This is a genomic window from Alishewanella agri BL06 (genome assembly GCF_000272005.1).
In the GTDB taxonomy this organism is placed as follows: domain Bacteria; phylum Pseudomonadota; class Gammaproteobacteria; order Enterobacterales; family Alteromonadaceae; genus Alishewanella; species Alishewanella agri.
The window spans coordinates 229,727-246,597 of the sequence record NZ_AKKU01000001.1 but is presented as its reverse complement, the minus strand read 5'-3'; the positions used below and the strand labels follow the sequence as shown (position 1 = coordinate 246,597).

11 protein-coding genes are annotated in these 16,871 nt (G+C 52.8%); 6 read left to right on the top strand and 5 right to left on the bottom strand.

Features of this window, described 5'->3' with window-relative positions; all coding sequences use genetic code 11:
• Window positions 1-56 precede the first annotated feature (56 nt).
• From AGRI_RS01140 to AGRI_RS01130, 3 genes are read left to right on the top strand one after another with little or no spacing between them, the layout of a single operon-like run.
• Window positions 57-2,774 (top strand): HAD-IC family P-type ATPase, encoded by a 2,718-nt coding sequence (locus tag AGRI_RS01140; protein WP_008983196.1) that lies wholly within the window; start codon window positions 57-59, stop codon window positions 2,772-2,774.
• Between the two features lie 59 nt (window positions 2,775-2,833).
• A complete protein-coding gene (locus AGRI_RS01135) occupies window positions 2,834-6,133 on the top strand; it encodes an MHYT domain-containing protein (protein WP_008983195.1) in 3,300 nt (1,099 codons plus the stop codon).
• Entirely contained in the window at window positions 6,126-7,118 is a 993-nt protein-coding gene (locus tag AGRI_RS01130; protein ID WP_008983194.1) for a response regulator, read from the top strand. The genes AGRI_RS01135 and AGRI_RS01130 overlap by 8 nt, the downstream gene beginning before the upstream one ends.
• Before the next feature lie 12 nt (window positions 7,119-7,130).
• On the opposite strand, the gene AGRI_RS01125 is transcribed toward AGRI_RS01130, so the two are convergent.
• Window positions 7,131-8,606, bottom strand: coding sequence for a DUF3360 family protein (locus tag AGRI_RS01125; RefSeq protein WP_008983193.1), 1,476 nt, complete (start codon window positions 8,604-8,606; stop codon window positions 7,131-7,133).
• A gap of 288 nt (window positions 8,607-8,894) precedes the next feature.
• Between AGRI_RS01125 and AGRI_RS01120 the strand changes: the two genes are divergently transcribed.
• Entirely contained in the window at window positions 8,895-9,368 is a 474-nt protein-coding gene (locus tag AGRI_RS01120; protein ID WP_008983192.1) for a hypothetical protein, read from the top strand.
• Here the strand turns inward: AGRI_RS01120 and AGRI_RS01115 are convergent.
• Complete coding sequence (locus tag AGRI_RS01115; protein ID WP_008983191.1) at window positions 9,352-10,362, bottom strand: Kelch repeat-containing protein; 1,011 nt, start codon at window positions 10,360-10,362, stop codon at window positions 9,352-9,354. The two genes, AGRI_RS01120 and AGRI_RS01115, sit on opposite strands and share 17 nt — an antisense overlap.
• A gap of 241 nt (window positions 10,363-10,603) precedes the next feature.
• On the opposite strand from AGRI_RS01115, the gene AGRI_RS01110 reads away from it, so the two are divergent.
• Window positions 10,604-12,067 (top strand): PAS domain-containing protein, encoded by a 1,464-nt coding sequence (locus AGRI_RS01110; RefSeq protein ID WP_008983190.1) that lies wholly within the window; start codon window positions 10,604-10,606, stop codon window positions 12,065-12,067.
• Here the strand turns inward: AGRI_RS01110 and AGRI_RS01105 are convergent.
• A complete protein-coding gene (locus AGRI_RS01105; RefSeq protein WP_008983189.1) occupies window positions 12,038-12,712 on the bottom strand; it encodes a pseudouridine synthase in 675 nt (224 codons plus the stop codon). The genes AGRI_RS01110 and AGRI_RS01105 overlap by 30 nt on opposite strands.
• A 105-nt stretch (window positions 12,713-12,817) precedes the next feature.
• Between AGRI_RS01105 and AGRI_RS01100 the strand changes: the two genes are divergently transcribed.
• Window positions 12,818-13,516, top strand: coding sequence for an RluA family pseudouridine synthase (locus tag AGRI_RS01100; protein ID WP_040291224.1), 699 nt, complete (start codon window positions 12,818-12,820; stop codon window positions 13,514-13,516).
• Between the two features lie 50 nt (window positions 13,517-13,566).
• Here the strand turns inward: AGRI_RS01100 and AGRI_RS01095 are convergent, their stop codons facing one another.
• Window positions 13,567-16,035: a S9 family peptidase gene (locus AGRI_RS01095; protein ID WP_008983187.1), complete on the bottom strand. Its 2,469-nt coding sequence runs from the start codon at window positions 16,033-16,035 to the stop codon at window positions 13,567-13,569.
• A 161-nt stretch (window positions 16,036-16,196) separates the two neighbouring features.
• A complete protein-coding gene (locus tag AGRI_RS01090; RefSeq protein WP_008983186.1) occupies window positions 16,197-16,799 on the bottom strand; it encodes an FMN-dependent NADH-azoreductase in 603 nt (200 codons plus the stop codon).
• Window positions 16,800-16,871 lie beyond the last annotated feature (72 nt).

The following is a 16,871-nucleotide window of genomic DNA, read 5'->3' as shown; positions in this document are numbered from 1 at the left end:
ATTGGCTGGATTTTTCTGGCATACTGCGCTTAATTGGTGAAAAAAGGAACAACGTTATGGCCACTATTCAGCCACCAACGGCAGCACCACTGAATGCCCATAGCCCAATCAATGCCAATAGCCCCAAGAGCGCCCATAGCCAAAGCAGCGCTCAGGTGCTGGCGACGCTTAATAGCGCTGAGCAGGGTTTAACCGCGGCGCAAGCACAGCACCGGGCAGCGCAATACGGCTCTAACCTGCTGCCACAGGCGGCTGGCCCCTCACTGTGGTATCGCTTTTTTAAACACTTTCATGACACCCTGATCTACGTACTGTTATTTTCGGCTGCGGTTACGGCCCTGCTCGGCCACTGGCTGGACACCGCAGTGATTCTGGCGGTGGTGATTATTAATGCCGTTATCGGCTTTATTCAGGAAGGTAAGGCCGAACAGGCTTTGGCCGGGATCCGCCAGATGTTGTCGGTGCATGCCAATGTCTGTCGCGATGGCCAGTGGCAGCAAGTGCCGGCCGAGCAGCTGGTGCCGGGCGATGTGGTAAAGATCCGCTCTGGGGATCGGGTTCCGGCCGACTTACGCTTATTAGATACCACTGAGCTGCGGATTGAAGAGTCGGCGCTGACCGGTGAGTCGCAGCCGGTAGCCAAACAAACCGAACCTGTTGCGCCGGATGCGGCACTTGGCGATCGCAGTTGTCTGGCTTTTTCCGGCACCCTGGTCACCTCAGGGCGCGGTATCGCCGTGGTGACCGCTATCGGTGCGGCAACGGAAATTGGTCAAATCAACCAGTTGTTATCCGAAGTACAGGGTATTACCACGCCGCTCACCCGGCAAATGAACCAGTTTGGCCGCTATCTGGCACTGGTAATTGCATTACTGGCGCTGTTAATGCTGGCTGTCGGCATGTTGCTACACGACTATAGCCACGCCGAGGTGTTTCTGGCGGCGATTGGTTTTGCAGTCGCGGCGATTCCTGAGGGCTTGCCGGCTATTCTGACCATTACGCTGGCGCTGGGGGTAAAACAAATGGCAGATCGCAAAGCCATTACCCGGCGCTTAAATGCAGTGGAAACCCTGGGCGCAGTAACGGTGATTTGCTCGGATAAAACCGGCACCCTGACCCGTAACGAAATGACGGCCAAAGAAGTCGTCACCGTACAAGGCCTGTATCAGATTAGCGGCGTCGGTTATCAGCCGCAAGGGCAGCTGCGCTTGGCAGAAGAGCCGGTAAACCTGGCAGCACATCCGGCGCTGGCAGCGTTAATTGAAGTGATCGCCGTAGCCAACGATAGTCAGCTGGTGGAAAAAGACGGTCAGTGGCTGGTACATGGCGAGCCTACCGAGGGCGCCCTGCTTTGTTTAGCGGAAAAAGCCGGCTTTGAACGCGAGCAACATCAGCGCTTAGCGGTGATCCCGTTTGAGTCGGAAAATAAATTTATGGCCAGTCTGGAGCAACACCGCAGCGGCAGCCGGCAATTGCTGCTAAAAGGTGCGCCAGATCGCTTATTACCGCGCTGCTCGCTGCAGCTGAATGCCCGGGGGCAAACCGAGCCATTAAATGAGGTATTCTGGCAGCAGCAACTGAATACACTTAGCTCACAAGGGCTGCGGGTACTGGCCGCTGCGGGCCGTGATACCGAACAAACCGAACTGGGACTTAGCGATCTAACCGGGCTTTGTTTTTATGGCCTGATTGGTATTATCGATCCGCCGCGCCCGGAAGCCATTAGCGCCATTGCCGCCTGTCGGGCCGCCGGGATCCGGGTAAAGATGATCACCGGCGATCATGCCGGTACGGCAGAAGCCATTGGCCGGGAGATGGGTTTAGCGGCCGATGCCACGCTCAAGGTCTATACCGGGAAACAGCTGGAGCAAGCCAGTAACGAACAATTACAGCAGATGGCGTTGGCCGGCGATATTTTTGCCCGTACCAGCCCTGAGCATAAATTGCGGCTGGTACAGGCGCTGCAGCAACAGGGCGAAGTGGTGGCGATGACCGGCGATGGCGTCAATGATGCGCCGGCATTAAAACAGGCTGATGTTGGCGTGGCGATGGGCATTAAAGGCTCGGAGGCCAGTAAAGAAGCCGCGGATATTGTGCTGGCTGACGATAACTTTAGCACTATCGCAGCAGCGGTGGCTGAAGGTCGCACCATTTACGATAACCTGCGTAAAGCCATTTTGTTTATTCTGCCGACCAACGGCGCTCAGGGTTTAGTGATGCTTTATGCAGTATTATTTGGCCTGACGCTGCCGCTGACACCCGTACAAATTTTATGGGTGAATATGGTGGTCGCGATTACGTTGGCGTTAGCACTGGCGTTTGAGCCGGCCGAACCCGGTGTGATGCAGCGCCCGCCAAGAAAAAGCAGTCAGGCTCTGCTCAACAGCGCCTTTCTGCGCCGAATTACGCTGGTATCTTTATTGATAGGTGGCAGTGCCATGGCACTATTTCAGCTGGCATTAGCACAGGGCCTGGATCTGGCCTCCGCCCGCACCCTTACCGTAACGGCGCTGGTGGTCGCCCAGGCCGGTTATTTGCTAAATAGCCGGCATTTAAACAGTTTTAGCCTGAAACCCGCACTACTATTTACCAACTGGATTGCCTGGTTGGCGATTGGCATCCTGCTCCTATTACAGTTAGCCTTTGTCTATAGCCCACTGCTGCAATTGTGGTTTGGCACCCAACCCCTTAGCCTGCAACACTGGCTCTGGTCGCTGGCCGCCGCTGTGCTGATTATGTTATTGGTAGAAGTGGAGAAAAAGCTGCTCTGGTAAGGCTGTCGAAAGTTAGCTATGCTGCCTGATGTCGTAATAGGTAGTACGAGGCAGTATCTGTGATTACTGAGCTTTTCCGCATTCCTGCCGACAGTATTTTTCTGGACGGCAGTTACAATCTGGCACTGGTACTGCTGTCATTATTGATCGCCATCTTGTCTTCGGCAGCTGCCCTGGTTTCAGTAGAGCTGAGCCGGCAAAACCCATTACGCTGGCAACAACAGCTGGGGCTGTTGGCTGGCAGTATCAGCCTGGGTATCGGCATCTGGTCAATGCATTTTATCGGGATGCTGGCGTTTCGTTTATGCACGCCGGTTGACTACGCCGCCAATATAACCTTGTTATCTTTACTGCCCAGTGTGCTGGCATCCTGGGTGGCGTTGAATTTATTGCAACGCGAGCAAATTAAAGCGCTGCAACTGATTAGCGGCGGCGTACTGGTCGGCGCTGGTATTGGCGCCATGCACTATTCCGGCATGGCGGCGATGCAAATGGCGGTGCAGTTACGCTACGATCCCGGCTACTTTGCGTTATCTATCGTGGTCGCCATCATCATGGCTACGCTGGCACTGTGGATCCGCTTTGGGGTGCGGAGTTGGCAAAACCGCCTGCCAAGCTGGCAACTTAATCTACTCAGCGGCATCGTCATGGGCCTGGCAATCAGTGCTATGCACTACACTGGCATGCTGGCCGCGCGCTTTGTCGCGCCGGTCGGCTTTACCGCCGTCGTTGAGGTAGCAAACAGTCAGCAAATGGCTCTGATTGTTACCAGTGTTAGTGTTCTGGTGACCTTGCTGGTGTTATTGCTGCAAGCGGTGATGAAGTTTTATCATGCCAAGCATAGCTCAGAGAATAGTGCTGCCAGACTCAGCGCCATTATGGATACAGCGCTGGATGCTATTCTTACTGTCGACCAAAGTGGCCATATTGTTGATTACAACAAAGCCGCCAGCCTGCTATTTCGCTGCAGCGAACATAGCCTGGCGGGAAGGCATTTTTCTACCCTGGTGCCGCCGGAAATTGCCGCCGATTATCAAGCGATACTGGCACAAAGCCAGTCAACCAGCTCTTCCGGGCTGCTTGGTACTGAGCGGAAACTGAGTATCCTGACCGACGATGGCGAGCCGCGCCCGGTGCGACTGGCATTAAATCGCACCGAACTGAATGGTCAACGGCTGTATGTCGCCTGTTTAAGCGATATTTCGGCCCAGTTAAAGGCAGAGCAATCACTGCAACTCAGTGAACAGAAATTCCGCTCGCTGATCCAGAATATTCCGGGCGCCGCCTACCGCTGCTTACCTGACCAATATTGGAGCATGCTCTTTATCAGTGATGCAGTTGAAAGCCTGTGTGGTTATCCGGCGCATGACTTTCTGCTGCCAACCCCACGGCTTAGCTGGGCTGATTTGATCTTAGACGAAGACAATACGCTGGTGAATGCTATCAGCCACGATAGCAGCTTTCAGTTGGAATACCGTATTCGTCATCGGGATGGCAGTGTGCGCTGGATGCTGGAGCACGGCGATGCACTGCGCGATGAACAGGGCAACCTGATCGCGCTGGATGGCTTTATTATGGATATTACTGAACGTCGGGAAATGGAAGAACAGTTACGTCTGGCGAAGCAACAAGCTGAACAGGCGGCAGAAGTAAAAACCACCTTCCTGGCAAATATGAGCCATGAGATCCGTACTCCACTCAATGCAGTGATAGGTTTTACTGAGCTGCTGCGGGAAAATCCTAATACGTCGGAGGCACCGCGTTATTTGGCCACGGTGCAACAATCGGCAAAGTCGCTGCTGGTGTTGCTAAACGATATTCTGGATAGCGCTAAACTGGAAAAAGGTAAGCTGGAGCTGGAGCAGACTGACTTTAACCTGACTGAGTTACTGGATAACGTGGTTTCCACACTGTGGGTCGAAGCGCGTAACAAGCAAATCGAGCTAAAGTTAATCCTTGATCCTAAGCTCAAACCCTATTACTTCGGTGCCGCCGACCGGTTGCGTCAGGTACTGTTAAACTTACTGGGTAATGCCATTAAATTTACCGAGCGTGGCACTGTGACAATGGAGGTCAGTACCTCAGCTAACGGCGTACAAATTGCGATCCGCGATACCGGTATCGGTATTGCTCCGGAGCGTCTGTCGCGTATTTTTGACCCCTTCACTCAGGCAGATGCCAGCATGAGCCGACGCTTTGGCGGCACAGGCCTGGGTACAACCATCAGCAAACAACTGGTCGAATTAATGGGCGGCGCTCTGACAGCCAGCAGTGTGCCAGGCGAAGGTTCCTGCTTTACGGTTAGCCTGCCACTGACCGCAGGCAAGGCGAGTACTCAGATCAGCAGCCCGCAACAGCTGCCGCCGTTACAGCTGATTATTGCCGATGATATCGAGCAAAATCTTGACTTACTAACCGCCATTCTGGAGCGTGATCAGCATCAGGTGCGTCGCGCCCGCAATGGTGCTGAGGTACTGCAGTTACTGACAGAGCAAACACCGGATCTGGTGCTAATGGATATTCAGATGCCGGTAATGGATGGCCTGACCGCCTGTAAACAGCGACGGGCGAACGAGCAACAACAGGGCCTGGCCAAAGTACCGATTATTGCGCTGACCGCCAGTGCGCTGGCAGAAGATCGTGAGGCCGTATTCGCTGCCGGTATGGATGGCTTTGCCACTAAACCTATTGATATCAGCCTGCTGTTTGCCGAAATTGCCCGGGTGCTGCAACTTCCTCTTAGCCCCCGTGCCGCGACGCCGGCTGCAGCCAGTGTGCCAAGCCAGCTGTTGGATAGCGACCATGGTAGTGCCCTGTGGGGCAGTGAAGCGGCCCATCGGCGCGAATTACAGCGCTTCGCCGCCGGCCCGTTGCAGCATCTGTGCGAAGATCTACTGACAGCGGAGAGCGAACAGAACTTCAGCCGGCTGTTACAGCAAAGCCATGCTTACAAAGGGATCTGTGGTAATCTGGCACTACCGGCCCTGAGTACTGCCTGCGGTAACCTCGAGCACGTATTGCAGCAACAGCAACCACAATTAATCCAACCCCGCTTGCGGCAACTGTGTGAAGTCGCCAGCCAAACCCGCAAGGCTATTAGCGCGCTGCAAAGCGATATCGAACCAGCCACAGCTGAGGTGCCAACGCAATCATTGGCAACCCTGCTGCAAGTACTCGATCAGCAGCTACAGAACTTTGGCTATCAGGATGCGTTACTGGCACAACTGGCGCCCTTCGCCACTGGCCGCTGGCACCTTGCCGTCAGCGCCATAGTGCAGCACACTGAAGACTTTGACTTTAACAACGCGCGCAAACAGATTGCGACCCTGTTACCCCAACTGCGAGAGCAAGATGATTAGTATGCCCAGCAATCAGCCCTGCTTGCTTCTGGTCGATGACGAACCGGTCAATTTGCGGGTACTGAAGCAGATTTTGCAACAGGACTATCAATTAATGTTTGCCACCAGTGGCGAGCAGGCATTGCAACTGGTCGCACAACAACGACCGGATCTGATTTTGTCTGATGTGATGATGCCGCAGCTAACCGGCTTCGATTTGTGCCAGCGACTCAAAGCCGATCCAACGCTAAGTGCCATTCCGCTGATCTTTGTCACCGCCCTGAAAGAAGAAGTTGATGAAGCCAAAGGCTTTGCGCTCGGCGCCGTTGACTACATCACCAAACCGGTCAGCCCCGCCATTGTCAGAGCCAGGGTAAAAACGCATTTATCGCTGGTAAAGGCCGATGAATTAAAACGTACCCGCTTACAGGTTATTGAATCGCTTGGTCGTGCCGCCGAATACAAAGACAATGAAACCGGCATGCATGTCAAACGGATGAGCCACTATGCGCAGCTAATCGCACTGGCTGCCGGCTTACCGGCTGAGTGGGCGGAAGAACTGCTGCATGCAGCACCGATGCATGATATTGGTAAGATTGGCACACCAGATCATATTCTGCTAAAACCCGGGCGGCTAACCGATGACGAGATGGCGATTATGCGCCAGCATGCCGAAATAGGCGCCGAGATCCTTGGCCAATGTGACTCCAGCCTGATGCAGATGGCGGCCAAAGTTGCCCGCTATCATCATGAAAAATGGGATGGCAGCGGCTACCCGCATGGTCTGGCCGGCGACGCGATTCCGCTGGAGGCCCGGATAGTGGCATTAACCGATGTATTTGACGCGCTAACCAGCGCGCGGCCATACAAAGCGGCCTGGAGCGTAGAGCAGGCGCTGGAGTTTATTCAGCAGCAAGCCGGTAAACACTTTGATCCGGCTCTGGTGCCCCTGCTGCTGCAGGAGCTACCAAAAATCCTCGACATTAAAGCGCGTTGGGCGGATTAAGCACCTGACGTGTTAAAGCTCGATTCGAAAAGCGCTGAGTAACGCCGGGATCCCCGGAAACATTCCGATCGCCGCCATCACTGCGCAAAGCACCACAAAAACCACGCCGGGTACTATCCAACGTCCCAGATGTCCCAGATCTTTTCCTCGCTCTTTGCAACCGATAATACCGAGGTTATCCAGTAACACGGTTAGCGACCAACCAAATACCGGATTGACCAGTGCGGATGAAAAGATCACTATCGCCGCAGACTGGGTGGTTTTGCCTTCACGGGTCATTTGCATGCCAGCTTCTAATAAGGGAATGAAAACACCCACCATCAATGCCACACTTAATACCGGCGGCCAGACCGCTAAATCCATCGGATAACCCCAAAGCGCGGCGACAATACATAATAACCCGGTTAACACTGCGCCGGCGGGGATTGGTCTTTTGGCTATCGCTGCCGGGATAATATAAGTGCCCCAGGATGAGGCGATATTGCCACCGCCGAGCAAACTTCCGGTAACCTGACGTGTCGCCGCAGCACACATGGTATCGTCAATATTCATCAACACCCGTTCGGATTTTGCTGGATAATTTAACTGTTGGAACACCCGATGCCCCAGGAAATCCGGTGACCACATAGCTACGGCCAGTACCGCAAAAGGAGCAACGGCCAGGAAATGTTGCACATTCGGCAACCCAAGCTGCCAACCGGTCTCCTCACCCCACCAAAACGCCGGGTTAAGATTGGGGATGCCGGGTTCTGTCTGAAACGCAAAAGGCGCACCAAAAGCCCAGGCCAGTAAAGCTGCAAGTGCGGCTCCCAGCGGGATGGCCAGCCAACGCTTTTGCAGATGTTCCAAATAGGCATACAGTATAATGACCGCCAGAATGATCACAAAAGCCAGATAGCCCATGTCAAATCCATTGGCCCAACTAAATAAATGCTTGATTTGCGCCTGCAGCCCGATAAATCCTAAATAAAGTAACAAGCCGCCACAAACACCATTACTGGTAAGCTTAGCCAGTAGTGAGCCCCCCTTAGTGATCCCCAATAGAAACCCGAGCACCCCAATCATAATTCCCAGCGCCATCGGATGGCCGCCGGCGGCAACGATGAGCGGGATTAGTGGGATCAACGGGCCATGGGTTCCGGCCAGGTTGGCAACCGGATTTAAAAAGCCAGAGACCAATATCACGAACAGCACTGCGGCGATCAGCATTTCGAAGCGCACGTTTTCAATAACAAACGCATCCGATAACCCCAAAGGTCCGGCAAAGGCAGCGACAATTGCCGCCACCATCACAATCTTGCCAATGGTCGCGGCAGTTGCCGGTACTAAGTCTTCCCACTCAAAGCGGTAATCCCGCAATGGCAGATTCGGCCGCCAGCGTCTGGGGGCCATAGCCTGCAGCTCGTGTTCTAAATAAGCTTTGCGATCGGAAAACTGCTGACGCGGCCGGTGTTGTCGTTGATAGGGAGAATTGTGCTGTACGGACATAGAAACCACCAAAAAAACCAATGGGCGCATCCTAGGAACAACAGCAGGTACGGTCAATGTGGCTAAAGTCGAATAGCTATTTCACTTTAACTGGTTAACCAGCGTGGGGGGTAACTGCCAAAACGGCCAGGGGCAGCATATTAAAACCGGTCAGCAGATGACGCTACAGCGCAGTATCTACGCGGCTTACCACTGAGCAGCGCTACGAATGTAAACTTGGCTTTTTTACTGCAGCAGACTATATTCAACAGGTGGTTTTTTAACCCCTGTTCAGGAGTATAAACAGCGATGATACCCGCTATAAGCAATACTCAATATCCGGTGAATCAGCTGTTGCGTCAGCAAACGGAGCGTCAGGCGCAGCAAGCTGAGCAACAAGCGCAAGCGCTGGAACAACAAGCAGCGGCTAAAAGGCGTGAAGCGCGTCAGGCGCAGCAAACGGCGCGTGAACTCGATACAGAAGCCACGGAAGCTGCCAATCGAGCCAAGGTGTTACAACAAAATCTGGCTGCAGCGGACCAGCTTAGTATCAATCAGCAACAACTGACTGAGCGGTTAAATACAGCGCTGCAGCCTGCGCAACAGTCACGCAGCAATGCCAACAAGGCCGATGACACCAAAGCAGCCAGCACCAGCAATAGCATCAACATTGTTAATGCGGATAGCACTCGGGCGCAGAATCTTAACGCCAGTGCCTTGTTTAATGCGATTGCCAAACCGGCAGGCTCCGTTAGTGGCTTGGCTATTAATTTGCAGATTTAGTCTCCAGCTGCAGCCGATCCAGCTGCCCCAATGTTGCCTTTAAGCCAGCTTCTGCCGCACCACCAATCACATAGATTTGCTCGTCTATTACCACAACGCCATGACCATGCCGGGCTATGGGTAACACCGTTAGGGCCTGCCAGCGGTCCTCAGATGGCAGATATTGCCAAACCTGGTCAAATACGCCACCGCCATCCACAAAGTGCTCACCGCCAAAGACTAACAAACTGTTGTTCACCACTACTGCAGCCAAACCTGCCTGAGCTTGGGGTAAAGGCGCCAGGGTGCTCCAGCTATTATCCTTTGGGTCATAGACTTCATGTACTGCAAGATTACCAGTCGTGACGGTACGGCCGCCAACCAGATGCCAACGACCGTTAAGCATCGCACCGGCTGCACTATTACGGGCAGTCGGTACCGCAGCAGCCTTAGTGAAACTAAGTGTTACCGGATCGAAAACCCAATGCTCAGCGGTATCGAAACTATCACGCCATTGACCATTGGCAGGTTCGTTAACGGTGCGCCCGGATGCCAGATGGATTTTGCCGGCAATCACGGTGGCCACTGTTTCACTTAACGCAGCAGGTAACTGCGCAACCCGTTGCCAGCTATTGCTTGCCGCATCGAAACGCAATACATCCCGGCTATTGGTCCACCAGCCTTGTTCCGAAATCACAAAACCGCCAAACAAATACAGCGTATCCGCAACTGAGACCAAATAACCATGATGCCGCGGCTCCGGCAAGGCCACACCATCCTGCCATTGCTGGGATGCCGGCAAAAACCGCTGGACTCGTGCGGTAACCGGTGGTTGCTCGCCAGATAACTCGCTGCTTAAACCGCCGGCGACCACCAGCTCCTGCTGATGCAATACCGGATAGATTTCCTGTACCGGTAGCGGCATCGGCGTCAGACGTTGCCAGCTGGCGGCAGTCACACCAGCGCTTAGCGCTAACCAAAGCAATGCGCAACTCACAGACACGGTTTTATTCATGCTTTCACTCCGGGCGGGCTGAGATCGGTTTTATGTCGCAACAAAACCTGAAATTAACATTAAATAACAGATAAATAGCAAAGCTATTGTACTTCAAAGCGGCTCTGCTATAACTTAAGTGGCAGTTGCAATGTAGCACGCTTTAGCTAAACGGAAAATTTCTCCCGCCAACCGTCTGACCGTGTTTTTTGTGCGTATGACTATTTAACACAGCGGCTACGGGAGCCATCAAAGGATGCTAATGCCGAAACTTATCCGCTTAATGCAAAATCATAATCTGGCCGCTGGCTTTCTGCTATTGGCGCTGTGTGCCATCTTACTGGCTGATAGTCTGACCCAGCTGGGTTTTGCCCATGGTGTACTCTACACCCCGCTGGTCGCGCTGGCTGGACTAAGTTACCGGCGTAAACTGCTTACTCTGACCGCCAGTGTCTCACTGATCGCCATTTGGCTGGGATTCTTTATCGCGCCGGCTGCCCCGGCAGACTTTTCCTTGTTTTACGTGTTGGCAAACCGCAGTATCTCATGCTTAGCCATTGTCTTAATGTGGTGGTTTGGCGACCAGGCTATCACATTACGCCAAAGCCAACATGACCAGCATGTGCTGGCCAGTCAAACCCGGCTCGATTTGCAACTGGCTAATCAGGTAGCCGGCATCAGCCATTGGTGGTTGGATGATCATCTGAAGATGGTGCAACTGGATGAAAGTAGCGCTCGCTTGCTCGGCCTTAACGTACGGCAATTAACGCTGGAGCAATTTGCTTGTTGCTTTGAACAACAAGCCGGGCCAGAGCTTAAATTACAGCTGGAGCAAACGCTGGAAGCCAGCAATCCGCTGAGTTTGGAACTTAGGCTGCATCAAGAAAGCTCCCAGCCAGTATGGGTGAAACTTACCGCCTATGCCGATCCGGCCAGCCCGGGGGTATTGCGGGGTATTTTACAAGATATCCAGCAACACTATGATGAAGCCCGGCGCTTACAAATCCAGCAACGACGTTTTCAGCAGCTGGCTGACAGTTTACCGGTGAAAGTATGGACCGCCACCGCAGACGGCAGAATCGATTATGTCTCAGAAACCTTTGCCAGTTTCAGTGGCCAGGATGCCGCCAGTATCGTTGCCGACTGGCTGCAGTTACTGCATCCGGATGAGCAGGCTCCTGTACTCAGCCACTGGCAACACTGTGTCAGCGCAAAAGTACCTTACAATATTGAGTTTCGGATTTTAAGTGCTGACGGTAGCTATGTCTGGCATTTAACCTCAGCCTTACCGATATTTAATGAGCAGGGCGACGTAATGTATTGGTTTGGTTCGGCGATGGATATCAGTCAACAGAAGGCGTTATGGCAAAACACCGATAATCTGCGCTTATCCTTATATCAAACACTAAACGAGACCACCGATGCCTTCTTTGCGCTGGATACCCAGCTGACGTTTACTTTTATAAACCAGAAAGCGCTGGAATTGTTAACCGATCCTAAAATCCCGGCGCTGGGTAAGTCTATTACCGAGGTATTGTACCGGCCAGGTAAGGACTACAGCGCTTTAACAACAGCAATTCAGCGTTGCTATGCCAAACAAAGCACCGAGACCCTTAGCCTGACCTTGCCTGATCAGGAGCACCCCGCTACCGTGCGGCTTTACCCAAGTGCCAGCGGGATCAATGTGTTGTTGCAGCTAGAACAGGGCCGGGGCATTAAAGGTTAGTGCTTTTGCGGTCAGCGGATGCTGACAACTCAGCTGGGCGGCGTGCAATAGTAAGCGTGGTGCCGCTTCGGCCAACGCTGGCGGTGCGTAAAAGGGATCACCGATGATCGGGTGGCCAATCGCCGCCAGATGCAGTCTGAGCTGATGTGAACGGCCAGTTACCGGCTCTAACTCAAGCAATGAACTGTTATCTGCCGCCCGGTATGACAGTACGCGATAGCGGGTTAACGAAGGTTTACCGCTGTGCTGACATATCTTATACAGTGGCCGTCGTTGTCGATCCGCGGCAATCGGCAGGTTGATCTCGCCTTGCCCGTTTGCCAGCTGCCCGCCAACCCGGGCTTGATAAAACTTACGGATAGTGCGCGCCTGAAATTGCTTACTCAGCTCTGACAGTGCCCGTTTTGTCAGCGGTAATAAAATGATGCCCGAGGTATCATAATCCAGCCGATGCACCACCTGAGCCCCCGGAAACTCGCGCTGCACCCGGCTAATCAGACAATCCCGATTGTCCGGATGCCGGCCAGGTACCGTCAACAGCTGGCAGGGTTTATTTACCACCAGCAACACATCGTCCTGATACAGAATTTCATAGGCTTCCGGACTGGCCGCTAATACCGCTAATTGTTCTAACTCGGCACTCATACTGGGTCTCATTGTTCTCTGTTGGCGCTATTATGCCGTAAAAAGGCCTTGCAGGTAGCGCCAAAACCATTAAGCTGCCGCTAAATGCCGCAGTTGAGCTTTGTTATGTCTGAATTTTCATTCTATCAGCCACCGAGTAGTCCGTTACAGATCCTGTTTCAGGATAAAGACTTACTGGTGGTTAATAAACCCAGTGGTTTGCTGACTAACCCCGGACGGGCTGACCAGCTGGCGGACTCCCTGTTAAGCCGGGTGCAGGCCATCTACCCAACCGCCCTACTGGTACACCGGCTTGATCTTGGCACCTCGGGGGTGGTTGTTTTTGCCTTGCGGCGCAATGCTGAACGCGAGTTAAAGCGCCAGTTTGCCGAGCGTCTGGTGAAAAAGCGCTATCTGGCGGTCGTTGCCGGTGAGATAACATCACCAAATGGAGAGATTAGCCTGGCACTTAGTGCTGATCCGCTGCAGCCGCCCCGGCAAAAAGTTGATGCCGCAGGTAAACCCGCGCAAACCTTTTATCAGGTGCTGGCGATTCGCAATAACACTAGCTTAGTTGAACTCAGACCGGTAACGGGCAGATCGCACCAACTACGGGTACATTTAGCAGCCCTCGGGCATCCGATTTTGGGGGATAATTTTTATGCCTCGCCGGCGCAAGCGGCTGCGGCACCGCGCTTATTGTTGCATGCAGCAGAGCTGCAGCTGTTGCAGCCCTACAGTAAACAACCACTCTGCTTTACCGCCGACACCGATTTTGTCAGCGCCGACGGCAACTGGTCAGACCGCACTCCGGTACCGGTATGACCTCTGAGGTCTGGCCGGTACCGGAGTGCTGTGGATAACTGTTGTAGAGATTAAAGGTTTTGTTCGAACAGTTTGTGGATACGGCGATATTCGTCTAACCAACTGCTTGGTTGCCGGAAACCGTGTGGTTCAACCGGATAGATCGCCGTTTCGAAGTGGATAATTTCCTGCTCAATTAAACGTTGCACTAACCGCACCACATCCTGGAAGAACACGTTGTCATCAACCATTGGTGCATTGATTAACAAAGGTTTTTTTAAGCCCTGGGTGAAGTAGATCGGTGAGCTGCGTTCATAAGCAATAGGATCAATATCCGGTGTGTTCAGAATGTTCGACGTGTACGGGTGGTTATAATAGGCCCAGTCACTCACCGGACGCAGCGCGGCACCGGCCTGGAATAGCTCTGGTTCTTTAAACAGCGCCATAAAGGTCATAAAACCACCGTAGGAGCCGCCATAAGTGCCAATGCGCTTGCGATCAACATTGGCATTTTTCACCAGCCATTCAACCCCATCGACCAGATCCTGAATTTCCGGTGTGCCCATCTGCCGGTAAATCGCCGTACGCCAGTCACGACCATAACCTTTTGATGCCCTGAAATCCATATCCATCACCACATAGCCCTGTTGCACCAACAGGTTATGGAAAAAGAACTCGCGGAAATAGCCTGACCAACCCAGATCACTGTTTTGCAGATAACCGGCACCATGGTTAAAGATCACAGCACGACGTGGCTCACCCTGCTGATAATCTGCCGGCAAATAAACCTTGCTGAATACCGGATGCTGACCATGGCTGGACGGTACCGCCACCACCTGAGGCGCTACCAGCGGCAGCTTACGGAATTCCTCTGATACAGTATTGGTGAGTTGTTTCAGCGCTGCGCCCGGCCGCGCGTCGGCGACGTAAAGCTCTGGCGGCAGTAAGTTAGTCGAATGGCGCAGCAACAGCTTTTGCTCATCCGGAGATAAGGTAAACTCAGTACTACCCAGTAAGTTAGTCAGTTGTTCCGTTTTACCAGACGCCAGCGCTAACCGGTAAACATTGTAGATCCCCGGATGACTGACGTTGGCGGTGTAGTACAGGTATTGGTCGTTATGGGTTAATACCGGATTGCTAACTTCAAAAGTACCAGCCGTCAGCTTTTTCGCATTGCGATCTGTCAAACCCTTAGTATAAAGGTGTGAATAGCCACTCTCTTCCGACAAGAAATACAGTGTTTCGCTGTTGTTGAGCCAGCCGAAGTCATTAAAGGCATAATTTACCCAGGCTTTGTCATGTAAGCGGTGCTGCGGTTGTAACTTTTTGCCTGCCAGATCAACAGTCGCGATCCAGCGATCTTTGTTATCAAAAGCCTTTAACATGACCGCCAGCTGCTGGCCGTTCGGATGCCAGCGCAGCGCACTCTGACTCCAGTACCAGTCGGTCATTAGGCCGATATCGCGGATTACTTTGGCGGTTTTATAGGTTTCACCACGTGCTTTAGCATTTTCAGCTTTGACATCAGCCAGCACGTCTTCATTGTAACCCGGTAGGCTGGTATAGCTAAGCTCATGCTGACTGCCATCGCGCAAATCGACCAGAATCAGTTTCTGTGGCTCGGGTTTAAAATCATTCACCCTTGGCCGTACCGGCTGCGCCAGAATATCGCCGCTCGCCGAGATGTAATTCGGCATTATATCTTTTTCATTACGGCTGCTTTGTTTGCGGGTTGCCAGAACCAGGTGAGTACCGGCCGGTGATAAACTGGCATCAACAATTTGCCGGCCTTTGCCGACATAAATAGCCGCAGCAGCCAGGCTGGCATTTTCCTGCCGTAATTGCTGCTCTGCCTGATAGCGTTCGCTCTGATTACGCTGTTGTAGAGCAACAAACTCAATCAGTTTGTGCTGTTCCTGTGCCAGGTAGCCTTTCGGCACTGCAGGCGCTTTTGGCGCATCCTCTGTTTTCAGGCTGGCAATCTCGCTGTGGCTGCCGTTCGCGAAATCATAAGCGATAAAATCCCAGCCTTGCTGATACACCAGGCGACCATCCAGTAAAAACTGTGGCCGGCTGTGGCTATTATTGCTGCGCGTTAGCTGCAATAACTCGCCGTTTTGCAACACAAAGACATTACCTTCAAACACATAAGCTGCTTTACTGCGGTCGGTGTTATAAACCAGCTGCGCCGCACCCATCTGATGCCAATGCGCCAGTTTTACCAGTTCGCCATTACCTTCTGCCTGCAGCGGGCGGCTAAACCAGTCGCGCAATTCACTGCCTTCACGTTTGCGTTGGTAGTAAACAGCGCTGCTATCCGGTGCCCAAAACGCCGTTTCCGGTTGCCGGCCAAGCCAGTCCGGATCGGCCATAATTTGTTCCATCGTTAAACGGATGCCAGGATCAGCAGTAAATACCTGCTCGACAGTGACGGTATTGGTATTCCAGGTTTGTACTTCAGCTTTCGCCTGAACAGCAGTGCTATGCCAGCACAATGCACTCAGACTCAGTGAGAGTAAGGCTTTGCGGAAAGTTTTCATTGTTCTCATTCTTACTTTGTGACAGGACCGCACAGTTATACAAAGGCTACCAACAGAACGCAACCTTATGCGGCTGAATGCAAAACAGATACGCTAAAAAACATAAAGCCGGCAGCTGCCGGCTTTGTGACAAGGTGTAACAGGTGTAACGTCGGGCAAACTTAGACGAATAGCTGCTTTGCCAGTTCGGTCAGTTGCTGTTGTGCCGCACTGATACCTTTCTCAGCCGCATCCGGCCCCATATTCAGACCTTCCGCATAAACAAAATGCAGCTGGGTTAAACCGATAAAGTTAAAGAAGGTTTTCAGGAACGGTACCTGTGAGTCAGCCGGCGTATTGGCGTAAACACCACCACGCGCCAGCGCAAAAATTACCGGCTTGTCTTGCAGTAACCCCACCGGGCCAGTTTCGGTGTATTTGAAGGTAACACCAGCGCGGGCCAGACGGTCCAGCAAGGCCTTTAATTGGCTTGGTAATGCGAAGTTGTACATTGGCACACCAAAAATCACGGCGTCCGCAGCTTGTACTTTTGCAATCAAATCGTCTGAGTGAGCAGCCAGGGCTTGTTGCTCTGCGCTACGCTCTGCAGCAGGCGTCATCCAGGCGCCGATTTCTGCCATTTCTAAATGAGGTAAGGGTTTAGCACCCAGATCAATCTCTGTTACCTGCACCTGTGGCAGCTGGGCTAACAGATGTTGGACTAATTTCGTCGAATTACCGTTGGCACCGCTAATAGAACTGTTAATAACCAGAACGTTTTTCATCTTTGCCTCCTTTGGCGAATCTAATGAAAGCAGTTTACTTATAATTTTTAGAAAAAAAATCTGATTATTTTG

Coding starts and splice junctions, on each gene's coding strand:
- AGRI_RS01140 (WP_008983196.1), top strand. CDS start 57: ATGGCCACTATTCAGCCACCAACGGCAGCACCACTGAATGCCCATAGC.
- AGRI_RS01130 (WP_008983194.1), top strand. CDS start 6,126: ATGATTAGTATGCCCAGCAATCAGCCCTGCTTGCTTCTGGTCGATGAC.
- AGRI_RS01125 (WP_008983193.1), bottom strand. CDS start 8,606: ATGTCCGTACAGCACAATTCTCCCTATCAACGACAACACCGGCCGCGT.
- AGRI_RS01120 (WP_008983192.1), top strand. CDS start 8,895: ATGATACCCGCTATAAGCAATACTCAATATCCGGTGAATCAGCTGTTG.
- AGRI_RS01115 (WP_008983191.1), bottom strand. CDS start 10,362: ATGAATAAAACCGTGTCTGTGAGTTGCGCATTGCTTTGGTTAGCGCTA.
- AGRI_RS01110 (WP_008983190.1), top strand. CDS start 10,604: ATGCCGAAACTTATCCGCTTAATGCAAAATCATAATCTGGCCGCTGGC.
- AGRI_RS01105 (WP_008983189.1), bottom strand. CDS start 12,712: ATGAGTGCCGAGTTAGAACAATTAGCGGTATTAGCGGCCAGTCCGGAA.
- AGRI_RS01100 (WP_040291224.1), top strand. CDS start 12,818: ATGTCTGAATTTTCATTCTATCAGCCACCGAGTAGTCCGTTACAGATC.
- AGRI_RS01095 (WP_008983187.1), bottom strand. CDS start 16,035: ATGAAAACTTTCCGCAAAGCCTTACTCTCACTGAGTCTGAGTGCATTG.
- AGRI_RS01090 (WP_008983186.1), bottom strand. CDS start 16,799: ATGAAAAACGTTCTGGTTATTAACAGTTCTATTAGCGGTGCCAACGGT.